The 18319-nt window shown below is 41.6% G+C and carries 16 protein-coding genes; 4 read left to right on the plus strand and 12 right to left on the minus strand.

The window, feature by feature from the left end; translation table 11 throughout:
- Window positions 1-99: 99 nt before the first annotated feature.
- Together E0485_RS12995 and lpdD are read left to right on the plus strand one after the other, a co-directional pair.
- Window positions 100-1578 carry an NCS1 family nucleobase:cation symporter-1 gene (locus tag E0485_RS12995; protein WP_132418492.1) on the plus strand — a complete coding sequence of 493 codons (1479 nt, stop codon included), beginning with the start codon at window positions 100-102 and terminating at the stop codon, window positions 1576-1578.
- A 143-nt stretch (window positions 1579-1721) separates the two neighbouring features.
- The gene (gene lpdD / locus E0485_RS13000) at window positions 1722-2111 is read left to right on the plus strand and encodes a prenylated flavin chaperone LpdD (RefSeq protein WP_132418493.1); all 390 of its coding nucleotides are present in this window, start codon (window positions 1722-1724) and stop codon (window positions 2109-2111) included.
- Between the two features lie 63 nt (window positions 2112-2174).
- On the opposite strand, the gene E0485_RS13005 is transcribed toward lpdD, so the two are convergent.
- From E0485_RS13005 to E0485_RS13040, 8 genes are all read right to left on the minus strand, one after another.
- Entirely contained in the window at window positions 2175-3230 is a 1056-nt protein-coding gene (locus tag E0485_RS13005; RefSeq protein WP_132418494.1) for an AI-2E family transporter, read from the minus strand.
- 201 nt (window positions 3231-3431) lie between these two features.
- Entirely contained in the window at window positions 3432-5186 is a 1755-nt protein-coding gene (locus E0485_RS13010; RefSeq protein ID WP_132418495.1) for a methyl-accepting chemotaxis protein, read from the minus strand.
- Between the two features lie 138 nt (window positions 5187-5324).
- The gene (locus E0485_RS13015; RefSeq protein WP_235857565.1) at window positions 5325-8063 is read right to left on the minus strand and encodes a discoidin domain-containing protein; all 2739 of its coding nucleotides are present in this window, start codon (window positions 8061-8063) and stop codon (window positions 5325-5327) included.
- An 88-nt stretch (window positions 8064-8151) separates the two neighbouring features.
- Window positions 8152-9603, minus strand: coding sequence for an ABC transporter substrate-binding protein (locus E0485_RS13020; protein WP_132418497.1), 1452 nt, complete (start codon window positions 9601-9603; stop codon window positions 8152-8154).
- 123 nt (window positions 9604-9726) lie between these two features.
- Window positions 9727-10596, minus strand: coding sequence for a carbohydrate ABC transporter permease (locus tag E0485_RS13025; RefSeq protein ID WP_132418498.1), 870 nt, complete (start codon window positions 10594-10596; stop codon window positions 9727-9729).
- Window position 10597: 1 nt separating this feature from the next.
- Entirely contained in the window at window positions 10598-11509 is a 912-nt protein-coding gene (locus tag E0485_RS13030; protein ID WP_235857566.1) for a carbohydrate ABC transporter permease, read from the minus strand.
- Window positions 11510-11629: 120 nt separating this feature from the next.
- Window positions 11630-12952 (minus strand): response regulator, encoded by a 1323-nt coding sequence (locus tag E0485_RS13035; protein WP_132418500.1) that lies wholly within the window; start codon window positions 12950-12952, stop codon window positions 11630-11632.
- A gap of 25 nt (window positions 12953-12977) precedes the next feature.
- Window positions 12978-14774 carry a sensor histidine kinase gene (locus E0485_RS13040; RefSeq protein ID WP_328591315.1) on the minus strand — a complete coding sequence of 599 codons (1797 nt, stop codon included), beginning with the start codon at window positions 14772-14774 and terminating at the stop codon, window positions 12978-12980.
- A 275-nt stretch (window positions 14775-15049) separates the two neighbouring features.
- Here E0485_RS13040 and E0485_RS13045 point away from each other — a divergent pair, with 275 nt between their 5' ends.
- Together E0485_RS13045 and E0485_RS13050 are read left to right on the plus strand one after the other, a co-directional pair.
- The gene (locus E0485_RS13045) at window positions 15050-15301 is read left to right on the plus strand and encodes a hypothetical protein (protein ID WP_132418501.1); all 252 of its coding nucleotides are present in this window, start codon (window positions 15050-15052) and stop codon (window positions 15299-15301) included.
- Window positions 15302-15352: 51 nt separating this feature from the next.
- Window positions 15353-15559 (plus strand): hypothetical protein, encoded by a 207-nt coding sequence (locus E0485_RS13050; RefSeq protein ID WP_132418502.1) that lies wholly within the window; start codon window positions 15353-15355, stop codon window positions 15557-15559.
- Window positions 15560-15804: 245 nt separating this feature from the next.
- Here the strand turns inward: E0485_RS13050 and E0485_RS13055 are convergent, their stop codons facing one another.
- The 4 genes from E0485_RS13055 to E0485_RS13070 all read right to left on the minus strand — a co-directional run bounded on the left by E0485_RS13055 (window position 15805) and on the right by E0485_RS13070 (window position 18222).
- Entirely contained in the window at window positions 15805-16113 is a 309-nt protein-coding gene (locus tag E0485_RS13055) for a hypothetical protein (protein ID WP_132418503.1), read from the minus strand.
- Window positions 16114-16418: 305 nt separating this feature from the next.
- Window positions 16419-16625: a glycine zipper domain-containing protein gene (locus E0485_RS13060; RefSeq protein ID WP_132418504.1), complete on the minus strand. Its 207-nt coding sequence runs from the start codon at window positions 16623-16625 to the stop codon at window positions 16419-16421.
- Window positions 16626-16758: 133 nt separating this feature from the next.
- Complete coding sequence (locus E0485_RS13065; RefSeq protein WP_132418505.1) at window positions 16759-17559, minus strand: DUF2935 domain-containing protein; 801 nt, start codon at window positions 17557-17559, stop codon at window positions 16759-16761.
- Between the two features lie 156 nt (window positions 17560-17715).
- Window positions 17716-18222 carry a hypothetical protein gene (locus E0485_RS13070; RefSeq protein ID WP_132418506.1) on the minus strand — a complete coding sequence of 169 codons (507 nt, stop codon included), beginning with the start codon at window positions 18220-18222 and terminating at the stop codon, window positions 17716-17718.
- Between the last annotated feature and the right edge of the window lie 97 nt (window positions 18223-18319).

The following is an 18319-nucleotide window of genomic DNA, read 5'->3' on the forward strand; positions in this document are numbered from 1 at the left end:
AATAATTCCATCTTGTCAAAATAATGGGTAGTAGAGTAAACTCATCTCAGAGTATCTTGACTCCATGCGTGAGCATCTACTTTGTAGAGGAGGAATCTTATGCAATTACAGGTTGAAGAGAATGGTATTGTTACTCTGACACCAGAGGGTGAGAATCTCATCAAAGACAGCGCCATGTATAACGAGGGATTACGTCCAACTAGAAAGAATGAACATCATTGGACTGCATACAATTTTGCTAGCTTATGGATTGGAATGTGTATCTGTCTTCCCGCTTATTCCCTTGCAGCAGGATTAATCTCGATTGGAATGAATTGGTGGCAGGCAGTAGGAACGATTACGCTTGGTAACCTCATCGTCCTTGTTCCGATCCTACTGAATTCGCACGCTGGAACGAAGTATGGAATTCCTTACCCTGTATTTGCACGACTCTGGTTTGGATCAAGAGGTGCTCATATTCCCGCCATTGCACGTGGAATCATTGCATCTGGCTGGTTCGGAATTAACTGTTGGTTTGCGGGCGCAGCGCTCGATACGCTACTAGTCGCCATGAGCGGATGGGCGAACGTCCCAGGACATCTCGGCATATCTTTTGTATTCATGTGGCTGCTGAATGTTGTAATCGCTTACCGTGGGCCAGAAGCTGTTCGTCGCATGGAGAACTGGGCCGCTCCAACATTAATCGTAATGAGCTTAGCCTTACTTGTATGGGCGCTCACTTCGGCGGGTGGTTGGGGACCAATGCTCTCTGCACCTTCTAAATTCACCACAACAGGTGATTTCTTCAAAGTATTCTTTCCTTCCTTAACTGGAGCCATTGCTTTCTGGTCTACGCTCGCACTAAACATTCCCGATTTCTGTCGATACGCCAAAACGCAAAAATCGCAAATTGTCGGACAATCTACAGCACTGCCTACGACTATGGGCTTATTCTCCTTTATCGGAGTTGCCGTAGCTTCCGCGACTGTCGTTATTTTTGGCGAAGCAATCTGGGACCCTGCTGCACTTCTAGCTAAATTCTCACCTATCGTTATTTTCCTTGGTACGCTTGGCATTATACTTGCCACGGTTACAACAAACGTTGCAGCTAACGTAATTGCGCCTGCTCGTGCTGTTGAGAATATTTGGCCGAGAAAATTCACGTATGGATTCGGTGTTATTGTGACAGGTCTATTCTCGCTTCTCTTACAACCATGGTTCATTCTGGAGAACTTCGGTAATTATATTTTTGGATGGCTTGGAACTTATGGAGCGCTGCTAGGACCAATCGAAGGCATTGCAATTGCTGACTATTGGTTCGTACGTAGACGTCAGCTTCAGCTAACCGAACTGTATCAGCCGAATGGAAGATATAGCTATAAAGGTGGATTCAATCAAAAAGCAATCTGGGCACTATTGATCGGGATCGGGATAAACGTCGTCTGCAAGTACATTCCTGGATTAGAATTTATCTGGGATAATGCTTGGATTGTAGGACTATTAGTGTCTATGCTGCTCTATAGCTGGTTCATGAATAAAGATCAATCTTTGCTTAGTCCAACCGAATATAAGAAATTCACGAAACAAATTAGCGGCTAATTAAATACGAAAACTAGGCTTATTCCTCCAGTAGATTATTCTGCCGTTGGAATAAGCCTTTTGTTATTTAATCACTCATCCTTGAAATTCCCCGTACGTTATGATTATGATATGATCGAACAAGAATTATCAGGGGGGACATTATGCAGCAATTACCATGGCAAGTAGACACAGTTAGCGTCGGCGCAGGCCGTACGATTGTGCAAGCAGTCGTCGTTAGTGTAGATCAAGGCATCAATCTGTATATTGGGGGAGGAGAAGATCCTCATATAGGAACAGTTATTATATGTGAGCCTAGACCAAGTCTACGTAATGACGGTACTTATAGCTGCACAACTTCTGTACATAATTTTCTTGGACATAAAGACGATCTTCTGGCTAAACCAATAGCTGAAGCACTGTGCAAACAGCTGCGTAAACCAGTTGTCATTACAGCTGGGATCCATGTGGATGATGCAACTGATGAGGAGCTTGAGGCATTTCTTGCTAGCATACCTTTACTAACCGATAAATTAATCTCGAGACTATCGTGAGTCACAAAAAAGAGGCGTTCCCTTAGTAGAAAAATCTACATTAGAGAACAGCCTCTATTTTGTTTATTCATCTGAAGTTGGCGCTTTAGGTAAGTCAGTATCTGCTCCCTTAACTTCAATTGTCTTGACATCAATCACATCAAGCATAAATACGAAGATCGGAATCCCGATGATTAGCCCCCACATCCCGAAAATATGCTCAGAAACAATGAGTATGATAAAAGTATAGAATATCGGCAGATGTGTTTTGGAACTCATGAGTTTAGGATTAAGAACATAAGCTTCAAATGCATGCAAGATCGCAACCAATACGAGCATGATAATGACGTACTCGACTCCGCCAATGCTAAAGCCAATAAAGCTCAGCGGGAACAATGAAATAAACGCACCAGCAACCGGAATTAGACCTAGTAAGAACACAATCAAGGCAAGCCCCAGCAAGTGCGGGAAACCTAACGCCCATAGCATCAGCGACGTTAGAATCGTGTTGATTAATGAAATAAGCAATTGAGCTTCAATTACTTTACCGAAGGTTTGAGCAAACTTGGTGCCGAAATAATCGATTTCAACGAAAAGCCAGCTTAGCTTGCTTGAAAGAAATTTACTGCTAAATTTGGCGATATTCGATTTTTCCATAAGGAAGAATAGGCTTAGTATCAAAGCAATCAGTACATTCATTCCAATATTTGAGACTTTCATAATAATTCCCATACCTGGTTGAATGTAGCTGCGGAAATCGATCGATTCCAAAGAATCTAGGAATTTCACAATGTACATACCGAACTCAGTATCGTGCGGGCGATAATATGCATTACGAATGAGTCCTACAAGCTGCATAATTTCATTACCAATGAGCGGGAATAATTTGTAGACACCTAGTACTACAATTGTTATGAGAAGGACATAGAGAATAGGGAGGATTACTTTAGGGTGTATAGAGAAGAATCGATCCGTCACCTTGAGAACTGCTCTGTGCAAGCTACCCATCAGGAACGTAAATAGTAATGTTAACAGAAGCACATTCGCCATACTTCTAAGGCTGTAAATAATAATACAGATCAACACTAATATAGAAAAACGTTTGAAGCCCTGACTTCGTAATAATTGTTTTAAATCCATCCAATCACACCTCGTCAATCATAGAATTGCCTTAGTTATAGCTTATATTACGCTAGTCATGTGGCTAGAGTTTCATTGTATCAAAAAATAAGCGTATTAACTATATACATTCTTATCATAATTCAACAAAATCAGCCCAAAAATCCTTGAATAATCAAGTCTTTTTGGGCATTGGTAGGTGTGAGTGCACAGTAAACCAGTTTACTTCGTTTTGAACTTCGTAATTTCCTGATTCATTTCCTTCGAAGTCTCATTGAGCACACGCGATTGAATCGTAATTTCATCCATCGTTGCTAGCTGTTCTTCTGTTGCGGCAGCTACATTCTGCGCATTTGCAGAAGATATCTCTGACATGTTAGCCAGCTCATCAATCGTTGCGTTCACTTCCTCTATGCTAGCTGATAATTGTTCAGTGGAAGCCGAGCTCTCTTGTACTTGCGCGTTAATGTTCTCCATCGCTGAGGTAATGGCATGGAAGGTGCTGCTAACTTCCAACATCAAGTTCGAGCCTTCTAATACAGCCATCTCACTCTTGGTAATCACATCATCCATTTGCTCTATATCACCTTGTACGGACTTAATAATATTTGCGATGTTCTCGGCAGATTGCGATGATCGTTCGGCAAGCTTTCGGATCTCATTGGCAACGACATTGAATCCTCGACCATGCTCTCCTGCACGTGCCGCTTCAATTGAAGCATTCAAAGATAACAAATTCGTCTGATTGGCAATCTCACTTATCGCAGTAACGATCTGAGCAATTTCTATCGATTGCGCAAGCAACTTTTGCAATTGATCATTGGAATCATGCACTCTATCCTTTATAGTAACCATCTGATTAGCAGTTTGCTCCATGACTCCATTACCTTGTGCAGCCTGCGAGGAAACAGTAGACACCGTATCTGCTATATCACTAGAAGATTCTGCTATTCGTCCAACACCGAGCGATATTTCCTCAATCGCACGCTTTGTCTCCTCAATGCTTTGCAGCTGGCTCTCAGCTTTCGACGCCAACTCTTGCGTGCTCTGTGTCACATCACCAGCCGAAAGAACCGTTTGCTCTGCCCCCTCACGTAAGCTGTTCGCCGCTTCCTCCACTTTGACAGCAGTTGATTTGACGCCTGAAATAAGAGTAGCAATCTGTATGATCATTTCGTTAAAATTACGTTTTAGTACGCCGAACTCATCTTTTCGTGCATCTTCCATTTGAATAGTTAAATCACCTTGTGCTACGAGCTGAGTCTTCTCTGTTAATTTTTTGAGCGGTGATAATTGCTTGTGCAAGAAGATAGCAACCACAATCAGCATCATGATACTGATCCCGAAACTAATCAGCGTAATCATGAGCAGGGAATGATTTAAATCTTTATTTACACTATCGTAATCAAGATCTATGCCTAGAATCGCAATTGGTTCGCCCTTCTCATTTTTGATACGCATAAAAGAGGATATATCCATTTCCAAAACACCTTGATAGGGATCTGAAATAGCGGTGTCCGATTTATCCAGTCCTTCCAATCCCTTCTTTAGAGCATCTGGCAGTTCATATGTCGAGAAATGATCAAGTCCTTCTTTCTTTAATGAATCATTCACAGCTAATAATTTGAGTGAGACCTTATCACCATTCCTAATTGGATCTATACTAAATAAAAAGGCATTAATAATGTAAGGATCGTTTGTTGCAGCGGTTAAGTGCTTTTCAAGTTCAACGAAAATCTCTTCACTTGGCGTGCCATTCTTTTTAGATATATCGGCCAGCTGCTCAATGGCATCGTTCTCAAGCAGAACCTGATGATACAATGTCTTGGTAACACTACTTACACTATCATAATAAACCGTTTTTTCCCTTTGGTACGAGATGGTATTTAGGATCAATGTTAGTATGATGAATGCTATGGATAACATCAAAACTACCTTGCGAACAATACTTTTTCTGAAAAAATCGATAATAATCATGGTAATCCCCCAATTTGATTCGTTTCTATATATATTTTTTTATCGGTTAATGTCGAATGTTATTGAAGATTAGGAAACTATAAAGATAAATTTACTTAAAAAGCTGATATCGATATAGATCGACATCAGCTCTCAATATTATTCGCTATAAATTTCTATCTCTGATATTTGTGCTGCCGGCCAAGCTGTATTCTCTGTGATATTCAATCGAATGTACTGCAAATTGACTGCTCCATCTACTTGAAGCTCCACACGATTCTTGTTGCGGGGATCAAAAACGACATTAGCCCGCTGCCTAATGGTTTGGAAGGTTTGACCGTCCGAGCTGCCCAGTATTTCAATCTCCTCTGTTCTTGCTTCCCATGCATCGAGCGGAGGCAAGCTTAGACCGATTCGACTAATGCTCTGCTGCTCACCAAGATTCACTGTAATGGATTGGGGGAATCTCTTTGGCATGCTCTCCCAATAAGTGAATGGATCTCCATCTACGGTCAAACTAGCAGGGAATTCCTTAGCTGTATCAGTTGATGATACAATTTCCTTGCGTAATGCCAAATTAACAGCTTCCTTCATTTTGCCGAACGAGACATCCTTAACCATGCTTGGAACATCCGAGCCTGTTAATTCCACATAGTCCACTTGAAGCCCATTAATCAGACGAACATAATCGAATTGGACGCGATCACCCGCTTCGCTAACAGGCAAATCAGCAACTTTATTTCCGTTTGCCTCATATGCAGTGATGAACGCATGCTTCCACTTCGCATTCTTCTGAATGCTTAAGGTGGTATCCGAGCCAATGGGTTGATAGATACGAATGCTGTTATCACTGCGCAGTTCAATCAAATAATGTTCTCCATGATCCAAATCGGTTCCATTATACCGTGTATAGCTTCCTGCCCTTACGCTTTGGTCCTTCGCGCTAACCTCAAATCCACCTGCGGTTAGCGTATGCTGGTCATTGATTACATAAGACTTCTCCGTATCCCAATTCGCTATTACCGCATATTGATCGTACTGTGTCTCTGTAACAGCATGACCAAGCTGCTTATAATCCTTTACTAACGCATCCCCGTACGGGGCAAGCACATACTTCTGGAACGCACCTACAAGATGAATCCATGGATTATCGGTGCCGTGGAACAGATCCCCGCTTAATTGATAGCCCATCGCCAAGTTCCACCGCAGCATATCCTTCGTATCGGTCATCGTCTCTGCAGCAAGATCGTGCTGATACAACATCACCTTATCTCTTAGGAGCATGCTAACCATCGGATAATAATCCGTATAAGAAGCGGTTTTCTTCCGATATCCGAGAAGATCCCATAGATAGTTCGTTCCCATGAAGCCTACCGTATCATTCGCTAATACATCCGTTCCATCCTCGGTGTACATATGATGTGAACTATTCGCAAAATACTTCCTGACGCCCTCAAAGTAAGCGCTGGATTCATCTGCATTCGCTAAATACCCTTCGTTATACAAAAAAGGAGCATTGCGTATCCCCCATTGATCCTCAAAAATCCCATCCATCCCTGCCTCTAGCAGCTTCTTATGCTCCTCTTCAATTCGCTGCACGACATAAGGATGATTCATATTCATCACATAACCGCTATGGCTGCCGTAATCCTCTTTGATCAAATTCCCGCTCTGCTGCTGTACGACGATATCGTTCAGATCAACGCCTGTCGGAAGTGCTTGGAGTGTCGGTGAATGTACTCCCCACCAAGAGAAATTCGTATAGGGAACAATTCGATTTCCCTTATCCTTGGCATACTGAATAAATGCTCGAAGCTCTGCCTCGCTTCCCCACTTCGGATCAGGAGGCAGAAAATCAGGGTAATTCTCATCGTGACCTCCCTTCTGAAAGCCAACTAAGTGAAGCACAGATGCGTAATCCATTTGATCTACGTAATTGCTAGCTAATGTACCCCAGTTCGCTTGACCAAGTGCTGAAATATCGAGCTTCATAAAAGGCAGCTGCAAATATGATTCCTTATCCTTGCCAAGCTTATCTGCTAACGAACGATAAGCCGCAATCTGGTTCATTTCCCGATAGCTCTGAATGATATTCGGATAATCGCCACCAATTTCCATCACAATCAATGGCGTGGACCATTCTGATTTAGGTTTGATCAACGTTGTGTAATTATGGACAAAGGCTGTTTTCCCTGCGTCGTCCACTTGATTCTTGAAGCCCAAATTTTGCGAAGCTATAAGCTTATCCTTAGAATGAAGATCGTACAAAGATAAATTACCGTTCTGTGTACGCAAAGAAATCAGACTTGCGAACATGACACCAGGATACTGATCTTCAAATGAATTGTTCTCTGTGAAGAACGCTGGCTTCAGCTTTGCTCCTGGCAGCATCGGCAGTAAACCATCGACTACCTGATCGGAGGAAGCTTTCAGCTCATAAGGAAAACGGAATGATTGGATCGTATTCTCCGAATCATTGACTACTTTAGCGCGCATCCCTATACGGTTATCCTGTCCGAATGTAACGGTCACATCTACCTTAAGCTCGCCTGCGTAATGCAACAACAGTTCTCCTGCGCCAGCATTCCACTCGTAGGAGAAATGGGCCATTTTCTTGCTATTCACCGATTGATCCCCATTCATAAAAGCCCACCAAAGCACATTGTCTCGATTGCCGACGCTTAACTTATCGTTAAATTGCTTATCCTGCACATAGGCAATTCCACCGTTATCTGCCCGAAAGGCTATTTCATACTTGGAATTGCTGATGACAAAGAGCCCATTCGTTTCTTGATAGCTAACCTTTGATCCTGCAAATAGATGATAGATCAAGGCACTTACAATACCGAGGATTAATAATGCTCCTAAAGAAACCAATATCCACTTATTGCGAACCACTTCAGTCAATCGCATTCACCTCTACTTTGGCCATAATTAGGCGTCATAAAGAATCCAGCTCTAAGCTAGAGCTGGATCGTTACCACAATTAGTTTACTTTAATCTGATTGAAGAATTTCTCCTGCACAAGCTTAGCTGCTGCTTCTAGCTGCGCCTTCGGATCCGCATCTTTTTTGGAGAATACCTCCTGAACAACATTGGTCATCGTTGCATAGTAATCCTGTGTATTAAACTGTGCTTCTGGCTTACCATCCCAAAGTGTTGTAATCTTCGGATCATATTGATACACGTTATCATACTTGTTGTACAGCGCAGCAACCTTCTTACCGTATTCGGAATTGTCATTAAAGTATTGAATCACCTGCGGTACGAAGTATTTATTGTCCTTCTTGCGTTGCTGGATGTTTTCTTCCAAAGAAGCCAGACCTTTATCTGAGAAGTAGTCGAATGTAGCATACTTAAATGCAATTTCCTGTTCATCCTTGGATGCATTCGGATTCACAACGAGGAAGTCTCCACCAAGAACGCCGGTATGCTTACCGCCCTTCTCCATTGCAGGCATCGGATACACAAGCACATCAGCAGGCTTCATTCCACCCTGGTTCAGCGCTTGATCCACAGGACCATCCGGACCTGCAATAACCATAGCCGTTCTACCTTGCGCGAACGCGCCTACTGCATCGCCCCAACCTAATGCCCAATCCTGAGGAATCGCATTTGCTTCCCACTTCAAGCGATTGTAGAACGTCAACGCCTTCACACCCGCATCCGAATTGAAGGTTGCCAGTACCTTACCACCGTCAATTTTTTGAATATCTCCACCTGCTTCAAACAAGAAGTTCGTCCAGTTCCAGCCTGATTCATTCCCTTTACCCATCGGCGCAATTCCTGAAATTCCTTTGCCTGGGTCAGCTACACCCTTAGCTGTATTCAGCATATCTTCCCATGTCCAGTCATAATCGGGAACAGGCACTTGCTTGTCATCAAGCATTTTCTTATTCACAACAGTTCCAGTTACATAGCCTTGTTGTGCGATGCCGTATACTTTGCCATTAATTTTGAATTGATCCTGCAAGATCGGATTCATTTGATCCTTGAATTCATAGCTGTTGAATAAATCCGTAATATCAGCTGCCCAGCCTCTTTCAGCCAGGAACTTGCCCTCAGTTGCATAAGTATTGAACAAGGTAGGCGCTTCATTGGCACCCATTTTGATTCCGATCTCGTTCGGGTTGTATTGCCATTCACTTTTCACGATTTTGACATTCGGATATTTTTCGTTGAAGCGCTTGATCTTGTCATCTTCCAGCGCACGCCTCTCAACCAGATCCGGTGTTGGGTAGTAAATACTGATCGTAACGTTCTTCTTCGTAATATCATCTGTATTCTCTGCAGGAGGCGTTGCTGTTGCAGGTGCCGGAGTGCTAGGAGTAGTCGTTGCAGCAGGAGCCTTACTTGCAGCTTCTTCTTTGTTCGAACATGCTGCAAATAGTCCAATGAAGACGATAAGACATAGCAGAATGACGGATAACTTTCTCATGGATATTTTCCCCTTTTCAACAAAAATTTGGTTACACGCTCATCATAATGGAGACGCTTTCGGAGTTCGATGTGTAAATCTATTCCCTTCATGTGCAGGTCTACGATTTCAACATTAAGCAGCCTATCCTTTTACACCACCAAGCTGTATTCCGCGCATGATAAACTTTTGGAATACGAAGAAAACAACAATTGGCGGGATCATTACCATCGATAGAATAGCAAACTTGATATTCGTATCCAGCCTGCGAACATTAATGATGTAGTTATAAACCGCTGTTGAAAGCGGAATTTTGTTGTCACCGTGCATAACAAGAGATGGCCAGAACCATTCGTTCCAAGAGGTCGAGAACACAAAAATCGCCAAAGTCGAGAAGATTGGAACTGATAGCGGCAATGCAATTCGGTAGAAGCTTTTCCACTCAGATGCACCATCCATCCTGGCTGCTTCGAACAAATCCTGACTTAAGTTATCAAAGAAGCTTTTGAGCAACAGCAAGTAGAACGCATTGGCTCCCGCTGACAGCCAGAATGCTTGGAACGTATTGAGTAATCCTAAATCCTTCAGGTTAATAAAGTTCGGAATGATGTAGGTCGTAGGTGGAATGAACAGTGTGACTAGGAAAAATACATAAATTCCTCTTTTAAACGGTACATTCAATCTTGATAAGCTAAATGATGATAAACCAAGCACAACAACCGTCACAAGCATATTCCCTGCAAAAATGAACAGCGTATTGCGCAGAAATAATGGCAGCTTCACATAATTCCAGCCTTTATCATAATTCTGCCATTGCATAGATTCGGGCAATAAATGCGGAGGGAATGAATTCACCTCTACGTTCGTCTTCAAACCGTTAAAGAAGGTAACCGCAATCGGATATAGCATCGACAGTGCCATGAGCGTAATGACTAGCACCATCACGCCATAGATGATGCGATTCATAGGCTTCTGCAAATCGTATCGAGATAAGATTCCGCGTTCTTTGTGCATCTTAGTTCTCCTCCTTATTCGACAATCGATATTGAAGGAAAGCCAAACCGCCCAGAACGACGAATAGAAGGACACCAAGCGCAGATGCCGCGCCATAATCGAGTCTCGTAAAGGCATATTTCACAATGAGCAGCGCATACGTCAGCGTAGCGTTGTTCGGTCCGCCATCCAGCATCGCTCGTTGTGACTGGAACCCTTGAGAGGTTGCGATTAGCTGTAAAATGAGCATCAAAATAATCAAATTGCGAATCGATGGCAGCGTAATATATTTGATTCGATGCCATACACCCGCTCCATCGATTTCGGCAGCCTCATACCAATCTCTAGGAATACTCATGATCGCCGCTAAATAAATCAACATCGCCGATCCAAATTGCTGCCATGTTTCCATCAGCACGATCGAGAACATCGACCACTTCGTATCCGTCATGAAAGAGATCATGTTGCCGCCAAGCTGCGTAATCGTTGCATTGATCGGACCGACTGGATCGTAAATCCACCTCCATAAGCCGTAAAGCACCACAACGGGAATTACATTCGGCAAGTATGCCGCAACTCTTGCTAATCCTTGAAATCTCTTCAGCTCCGAGATCGCAATAGCAAACAGAATCGGCACCCAGAAACCCATAGCGATACATAATAGGATGTAATAGAGCGTGTTCTTGACGGAGATCCAAAGTTCCTCATCCTGCAGAATAGTTCGGTAATTATCAAATCCGACGAAGCTATCGCCTTTGACAAAATCCACATGATAAAAGCTATACACAAAGCCTTTAACAATCGGCATCCACAGGAACAAGAAGAAAATCACGACCGCTGGGAGCAGGAACATGTAGCCCCAGAAGTGTTTGCGCAATTGCACCATGAACCGCGATTTGAGCTTAACAGGCATCGGATGCGGATCGATTGGCATTGTAGATTGGTTCATCTTAGCTTCCCTCATTCCATAAAGGTCACAATTTAGTTTTGCTTCTATTGTAAAAAAGCTGAGGAAAGCTGAACATGTGCAAATCTATGACGATCATGGGCATTCTTACTTCTTAAGTTCACTCGGGCTAATCCCGTAATATTTCTTGAAAATTTTGCTAAAATGCTCTGGCGATTCATATCCAACGCGATCGGCAATTTCATATCTGCGCATATCCGTCGTCATTATCAGCTTGCGACTTTCTTCCATCCGCAGTTTGATGACATATTCCCATAAGTTGTAGCCCGTATTCTTTTTAAATAAATAACTCAAATAGTTTGGGCTCACATGATTACGCTGTGCGACCTCATTAAGCGTTAGCCCCTTCTGCATATAATTCTGATTGATGTAATCCTTCGCTTTATCCACGATCAAATTGTGCTGCTCCTGCATCTCCTCTTCTGTCGGTTCATGTGAATATAGACTCCAATTGTAATCGCCGTAATAGAACACAAAGTGATCCTGATGCTTCCGATTCCACTGCATCGCTTTGCGTGCCTGTTCGGTAAGCACACTTAAGAACTCCGAGCCCTTCAGAATTTGACTTATCCCGACAACAGCTTGCAGCCCGATCGATTGATCAATATTAAAATGAATACTTCTCCCGATGATCTCCAATTGACTCATCTTGCTGAAGCTCGTATTCTCGTATTCGCTCTCGCTCCACTCCACAATCATGCAGATCTCTTGATCCGAGGAATAGAAAACCACATGGCGGCATTCCTCCGATAGCAATTCATCGATAATATTCAGCGCGGCATATTGAAACAGCGGATAATCACTTACAGCAATGACGCGCCGCTTGGATTCGTATTTAAGTCGGCATTTAATCACGGCAAAATAAGGACCCGTAAGCGAGGCTTCTCGAAGCCTGACAGCGTGACTTTCTCGATCAGAAGCGTTTGGCGCTGCTGTGATTAGTTGATTAAGTGCTGCCGTTCTCTCAGAATCTAGTTCCTGCATATGAAAATTTTCTTGCAGCTCCGACATAAATGCGTCTGAATTCTGCACCTTCTTATCGATCTTCAGAAGAACATTGCGAACCGAATCGAGGAACTGCTCATTCTTGAATGGCTTGATCAAATAATCCTTGGCACCAAGCTGTAGCGCCATCTGCGCGTATTGAAACGTCTCGTGCGCCGAAATAATAATTGCTTGCACCCAAGGCTTGATGATTTTGGCTTGCTGAATCAATTCAATTCCATTCATGTCCCCCATTTGAATATCGGTAATAAGCAGATCAATCTCTTCAATTCGAAGATTATCAAGGGCTTCATAGGCATTATAGGCTGTATAGACATGACCGATGCTAAGACCTGAGGTTGCAAGCAAACTACCTAAACCTTTACAAATCAATGGTTCATCGTCGACGATTAAAATATTGAACAATAGAAATCCCTCTCTTCTTGATTGATTATTCAGATTTGATCACAATTGGCAAAAGAACGGTCACAACTGTTCCTCCTGCCTCACGCTTTGCATATGTAATGCCATACCTTTGCCCGAAATGCAATTGAATCCGCTGATGCACATTGCGAATGCCATATCCGACCTTCGAATCCCCTTGTTCCGCATATAAGAGCTTCGCTATTGCTTCATAATTGACTTCCTTATAACCGTTATCCTCAATCGTAAGAATAATTTCATCCTTGCCGCGGAAAGATGTAATCCGAATTTGTCCATCTTCCCCCATATGCCTGACCCCATGTATGATTGCATTCTCAATTAGCGGCTGAAGGGTAACCTTAGGAATTAGATTATTTAGCACCTCATCCGCAATCTGCCATTCCACCTCAAAATCATATTCATATCGTTTCTGCTGCAGTCTTGTATACGAGAGCGCATGCGTTAATTCATCCTCAAGCGTTATTAACTCATTGCCTCTGCTTAATCCAATTTTCATAATTTGCGATAGTTCCTTAATCATATCCGCAGTTTCGGATTGACCTTCCATTGAACTCTTCCAATAAATACTCTCCAGCGTATTGTAGAGCAAATGAGGATTGATCTGCTGGTAAAGCAGCTGCAATTGCGATTCCTTCTGCTTGATATCCATCAGATACTTATCATGAATCAAAAGATTAAGGCGCTTAGCCATCTCATTAATGGCGATCATCAGCTCGCCTACCTCATCATTACGCTGCTTCCCCGGCAATCTGGGAATCGCATTACCCGGCTCGTAGGAGCGGACAAATACCGCCATCTTCTCCAATGGATGCATAATTGAGCGCCAGAAATATAACATAATAATCAAGCCAAGAATGAAATAGACGATCGAAATGAATTGAATGACACCTTTGAGTCCGTTCTGTTTCTGCAAGATAGAATCAACTGGCACCTTATAGATCAGCTTCTGTCCTAGAAAAGCGTCATAACTCACCACATAGATTGCGCCACCTGAAACCACATGGAATGTGCCAACTGAGCTTTCTTCTCCATCAGGATTTGCAGGCAAATGGATCGTCGAGCCAATGCTCGCATTCGTCGAAGCCAGCACCTGATTATCCCAATTCGTGAAATAGATCTCACCGCTCGGCAAGGATACCGTCTGGAAGGATTCCTCGATTTTCTTCTCCATATTCGTAACGACAAGTACGCCGATCGCTTCGTTTCCTCTATAAATATTCGTAATTCCTTGAATGTAAGCAAGCGACCGTTCGTCTTGAAATGGTCCGTACTTATCGATGACCTTAAGATAACTTCTGCCCCTATTGGTTATCGCATCATCAAACCACAGCGGCTTACTCGAATCCGATAGGAAATACATCCCTCTTCGTTTGAACGAAGAAGGTTCCTTGGTTACAAATGAATAGTAATTTTGTGGATCGTAGACGAACATCGAATAATAGACCGCCTGTCTCCCATCCATCCCTAATGAATAATTCGCCAGCAGCTTATCCATCTCGGAAAATTGCTTAACACGATCGTACACCGTATCATGCTCGCCCGGAATTAGACTCTGTGTAATCGAATTTAGAATAATCGTCGTCACGATTTTCTTAATGGCATCCAAATCTCGGTTAATTAACATAACATTCTGTTTATTCAGTTCGATATAAGCATTCGTCACATGATCCTGCATAATCTGACTCGTCTGCATATTCCCGTACCAATTCAGCAGGAACATCGGACCGAACATTACGAAAAACAAAAGAATCAGCTGATGCTTTAATTTGATCTTGGTTACTGGATTATGAACGCCCGTTCTCAACCTCGCACCCCTCACAATAGAAGATAAAACCATTTTATACAAAATAAATAAGATTGCATATCATCTCCGTTGGAATGCTAACGATCTAAAAAATTCATTTTATAATTTTCTGAAAAATGTATTGACAATGATAACCAATTAATAATATTATATGAGTAAGAAAAGTTGACTGTGTAAATTTTAGACGATGTGTAATAATAGTAATACAGTTATAAAATTTTACCTTCAAACATTCCGAATGTTAAAAACACAATTTGAAAGGGGTACGATTCAATATGAATTGGTACACAATGGAAAGCATTGCAGTCCATGATCAAGCTGAGGTAACGCGCCACGCCAAGGAACAATGGAAGTTCATGCCGATCTTCAAGACAAAGCGCTCACAAGTAAGTGGGAAAGATTCTACTAAGCTAGCCGTTCAAGCTCTTCAGGAAATGCTCGAATCCGATAACGCGGAGCTCAGATTGCGTGCAGCAGACATTATTCTCAAGCACTCAAGCAAGAACAATGTTAATGCAATTGCTTAATTTAGCACTTAACTATTAAAAACATGAATTGAATGAGAGGGGTACGATAATATGGATTGGTACACAAACGAAAGCATCGCTATGATCAATCAAGCCAGAATTGAACATCATGCGAAGGAGCAATGGAAATTCAAGACTTGGCTACAAAGCAGGAAAAACTTGCTCCATTCCGATCAAGCAAGACTTAAATCCCAAGCGGTAGATGTCATCAACAAACACTCGGTTACCCGTGAATCGAAGATGACTCTTACTAGTTAAGCCTATGAACAATAACCAATTACATGCAGAGCACAAGAAGAAACGAGTTAACCGTCTTTATATGACGGATACGTTTCTTAAGGTGATACTTAAAATTTATAAGCTTAAAATTATAAATTCTATATCACGCATAAAGACCGCCCTCCCTATCTGATTAATCAGATTAAAGAGAACGGTCTTTTTATTGTGCATCTATAATAGCCAAAAAGCTGACGATTCATCATCAGCTTCCAAACTTTCTAATTCTACTCAACCAATACAATTTTGAACACAGCATCTAATTTCTCTGGGTGCCTTTTCTTAAACGGCACTTTCACATCCCGTCCAAGCTCCTTAAAGAAAGCAATCGGATCGCATTGCACATTCTCCGCAGTCACTTTAAGAATCCCTTCTTCTACAATTTTCGTATTATCTTCCGCTGGAATAAAAACATCGATTGCATAATGCTTGGATAAAGTCTTGATGTAACGGGTAAAAATTTCAAGCAGCTCGTCATTCGTATAATTACCAATTGCTACCCGACCTTTATTCGTAAAGTTCAAGTTTATTCTCATGATTCCATTGCTCCTTTGCTATATCTAGATATCGATCTCGGTGTAGTTAATGAGCAACTTCATTGAACAGTTATTCATCATTGAATCGATCACAGGAATGAATTAAAAATCAATTATGATTAGGTTTTGTTATGAAGTCATTTCTAATTCATTAGATAATCATAACATTATTCCTTTAAATTCGTCTATATCCGATAAATTCCACAAAATTTATGACACAAAAGATATACATTCTAGAGTACACAAAAAGCCCTTGCTTTTGCAAGGACTCTCTGCCTTATACATGCTAACTCATTGCAACAGAATTACTCAGCGTCATCGGCACTATCATCCATGCTATCGCCAGCTTTATTGCCTAACGACGCACCTACAACTCCGCCTACAATCGTACCTACAGGACCTAGTACTGAACCTACAGCAGCGCCAGCAGCACCGCCGCCAACTGTCCCAACCGCTTCTCCAGCATCTACGCCGGAATTATTATCCTTTTTATGTTCTGCGTTCTTAGCCATTCTTATGTCACTCCCTTATGTTGATATGAAGCTGCACTTGATGTCTGCCAGTACAGCCTCAAGCCTTATTTTGTCCTAAATATTGAATAAAGATGTGGGGGAATGTCACTAGAGGATCACTAAGCTAAATAGATCACCGCGGTTTTACGGAAGATAAACTTTGCTCAAACATATCAATGATGGCAAGAAATCGTTCAGCTTCACGAAACACATGATCAGCTAACAAGGGGTGAATAATGCTCTTGATTCGACAAGACTCAATTAAATCTTTCGCCGTCTTTTTAAAGTCACGCAACGATTTAACTGATACACGATTTTGATCCAAAAACTGATTAAGCATCGGCAATGTTTGTGATTGGGGTCGCATGGATTCTAGATCTCTTGCTTGGAATAACAATTGATCGAAATCGTTACTGAAATTGCGTGCTTGTTCAACTAACTGCCGCTCAGAAGGGTCAAGCAAATGTCCAATAAATTTGGCATGATCAGCCATGATTCGTAAGAAGAATACATTTTCATCAATGATCGCATCGGGTAGTGGCTCTAATTGTCCGCTATTAAGTTCGTTTAGACGGTTTCTAAAATAATTTGCTTCTCTACTCGTATGGTCGATAAGTAAAGGAAAATTGTTGGCACCCGGCATTTTACAACTCAATACTAAACCTAATATCTTCCTCTTAAATGCCCAAATGTGAGTAGCCGCATTCTGGACTTCTACATTAAAACGGCGAATCTGTTCAGGATCTGTTCCAACTGTGAAGGCGTGTGATTGTCTTTCAATCCCTTCAAAAGTAGAATAAAATTGATTGGCTTCATTAATTAACTGTGTATCCTCACATCTAAACCCTAATTTGAGAAAAAGCGAATGTTCTTTCATAATGCGTGACCAAAATCGAATCTCATCTAGCGACCGTGCCACGAATGCATTTGACAACAAATGTCACCCCCTATAACTTTGGTATAGGTGAAACCAATAGTACATCATATTCATTCCGATTCCTTGGTATGTGAACGAAAATCGATTACTAGTCCTTGCACATTAAGATATAAAAAGCCGACCCACGATATCGCGGATCAGCTTCTAATGAACTTAGAATTTATCGATAAACTTACTTACAACCCATTTTCCATCTTTTTGATTCATAATAAATTGTCCATATACAATATAATTCTTGCCAATTTGTCTTGGCCATTCATTATTTATATCTGAAATATATTGTTTATTTGGTTTCTCATAGATCATCGCTTCAATGATAAAACTGTTCTCTTCACCTTTACCTAGAGGCTTTAGACTCAATAATATTTGATTATCTTTGAGCAATTTGGTATCAACTTGAGACAAGATTTCTTTTTCACCATTTGTTGTGTAATTTAGAATTGGAAGCGCAGGTTTAACTTCATCCAATATAGCGCCTGTTTCATCAACATATTGAAGAATCATGTTACGCATACCAATTTCCCTGTCCTTATAAGCTGCTTCTGATGGCGCCGTGGTGTCTTTATCCACCGCTTTTGCATCTGTATATTGCAGATAATGAAATATTCCTGAGCAAAGAAGCAATAACAATAAAATTGAGTAAATAACTTTATGTTTCATGCAGAGAGGACCTCCTAATATTTGGATAAATTAATATCTTATGTATAATTTACATGAAAATAGATTCTACGTATTATTATATTACTAGAAATAATCG

This window comes from Paenibacillus albiflavus, from assembly GCF_004344915.1.
Lineage (GTDB): Bacteria > Bacillota > Bacilli > Paenibacillales > NBRC-103111 > Paenibacillus_AM > Paenibacillus_AM albiflavus.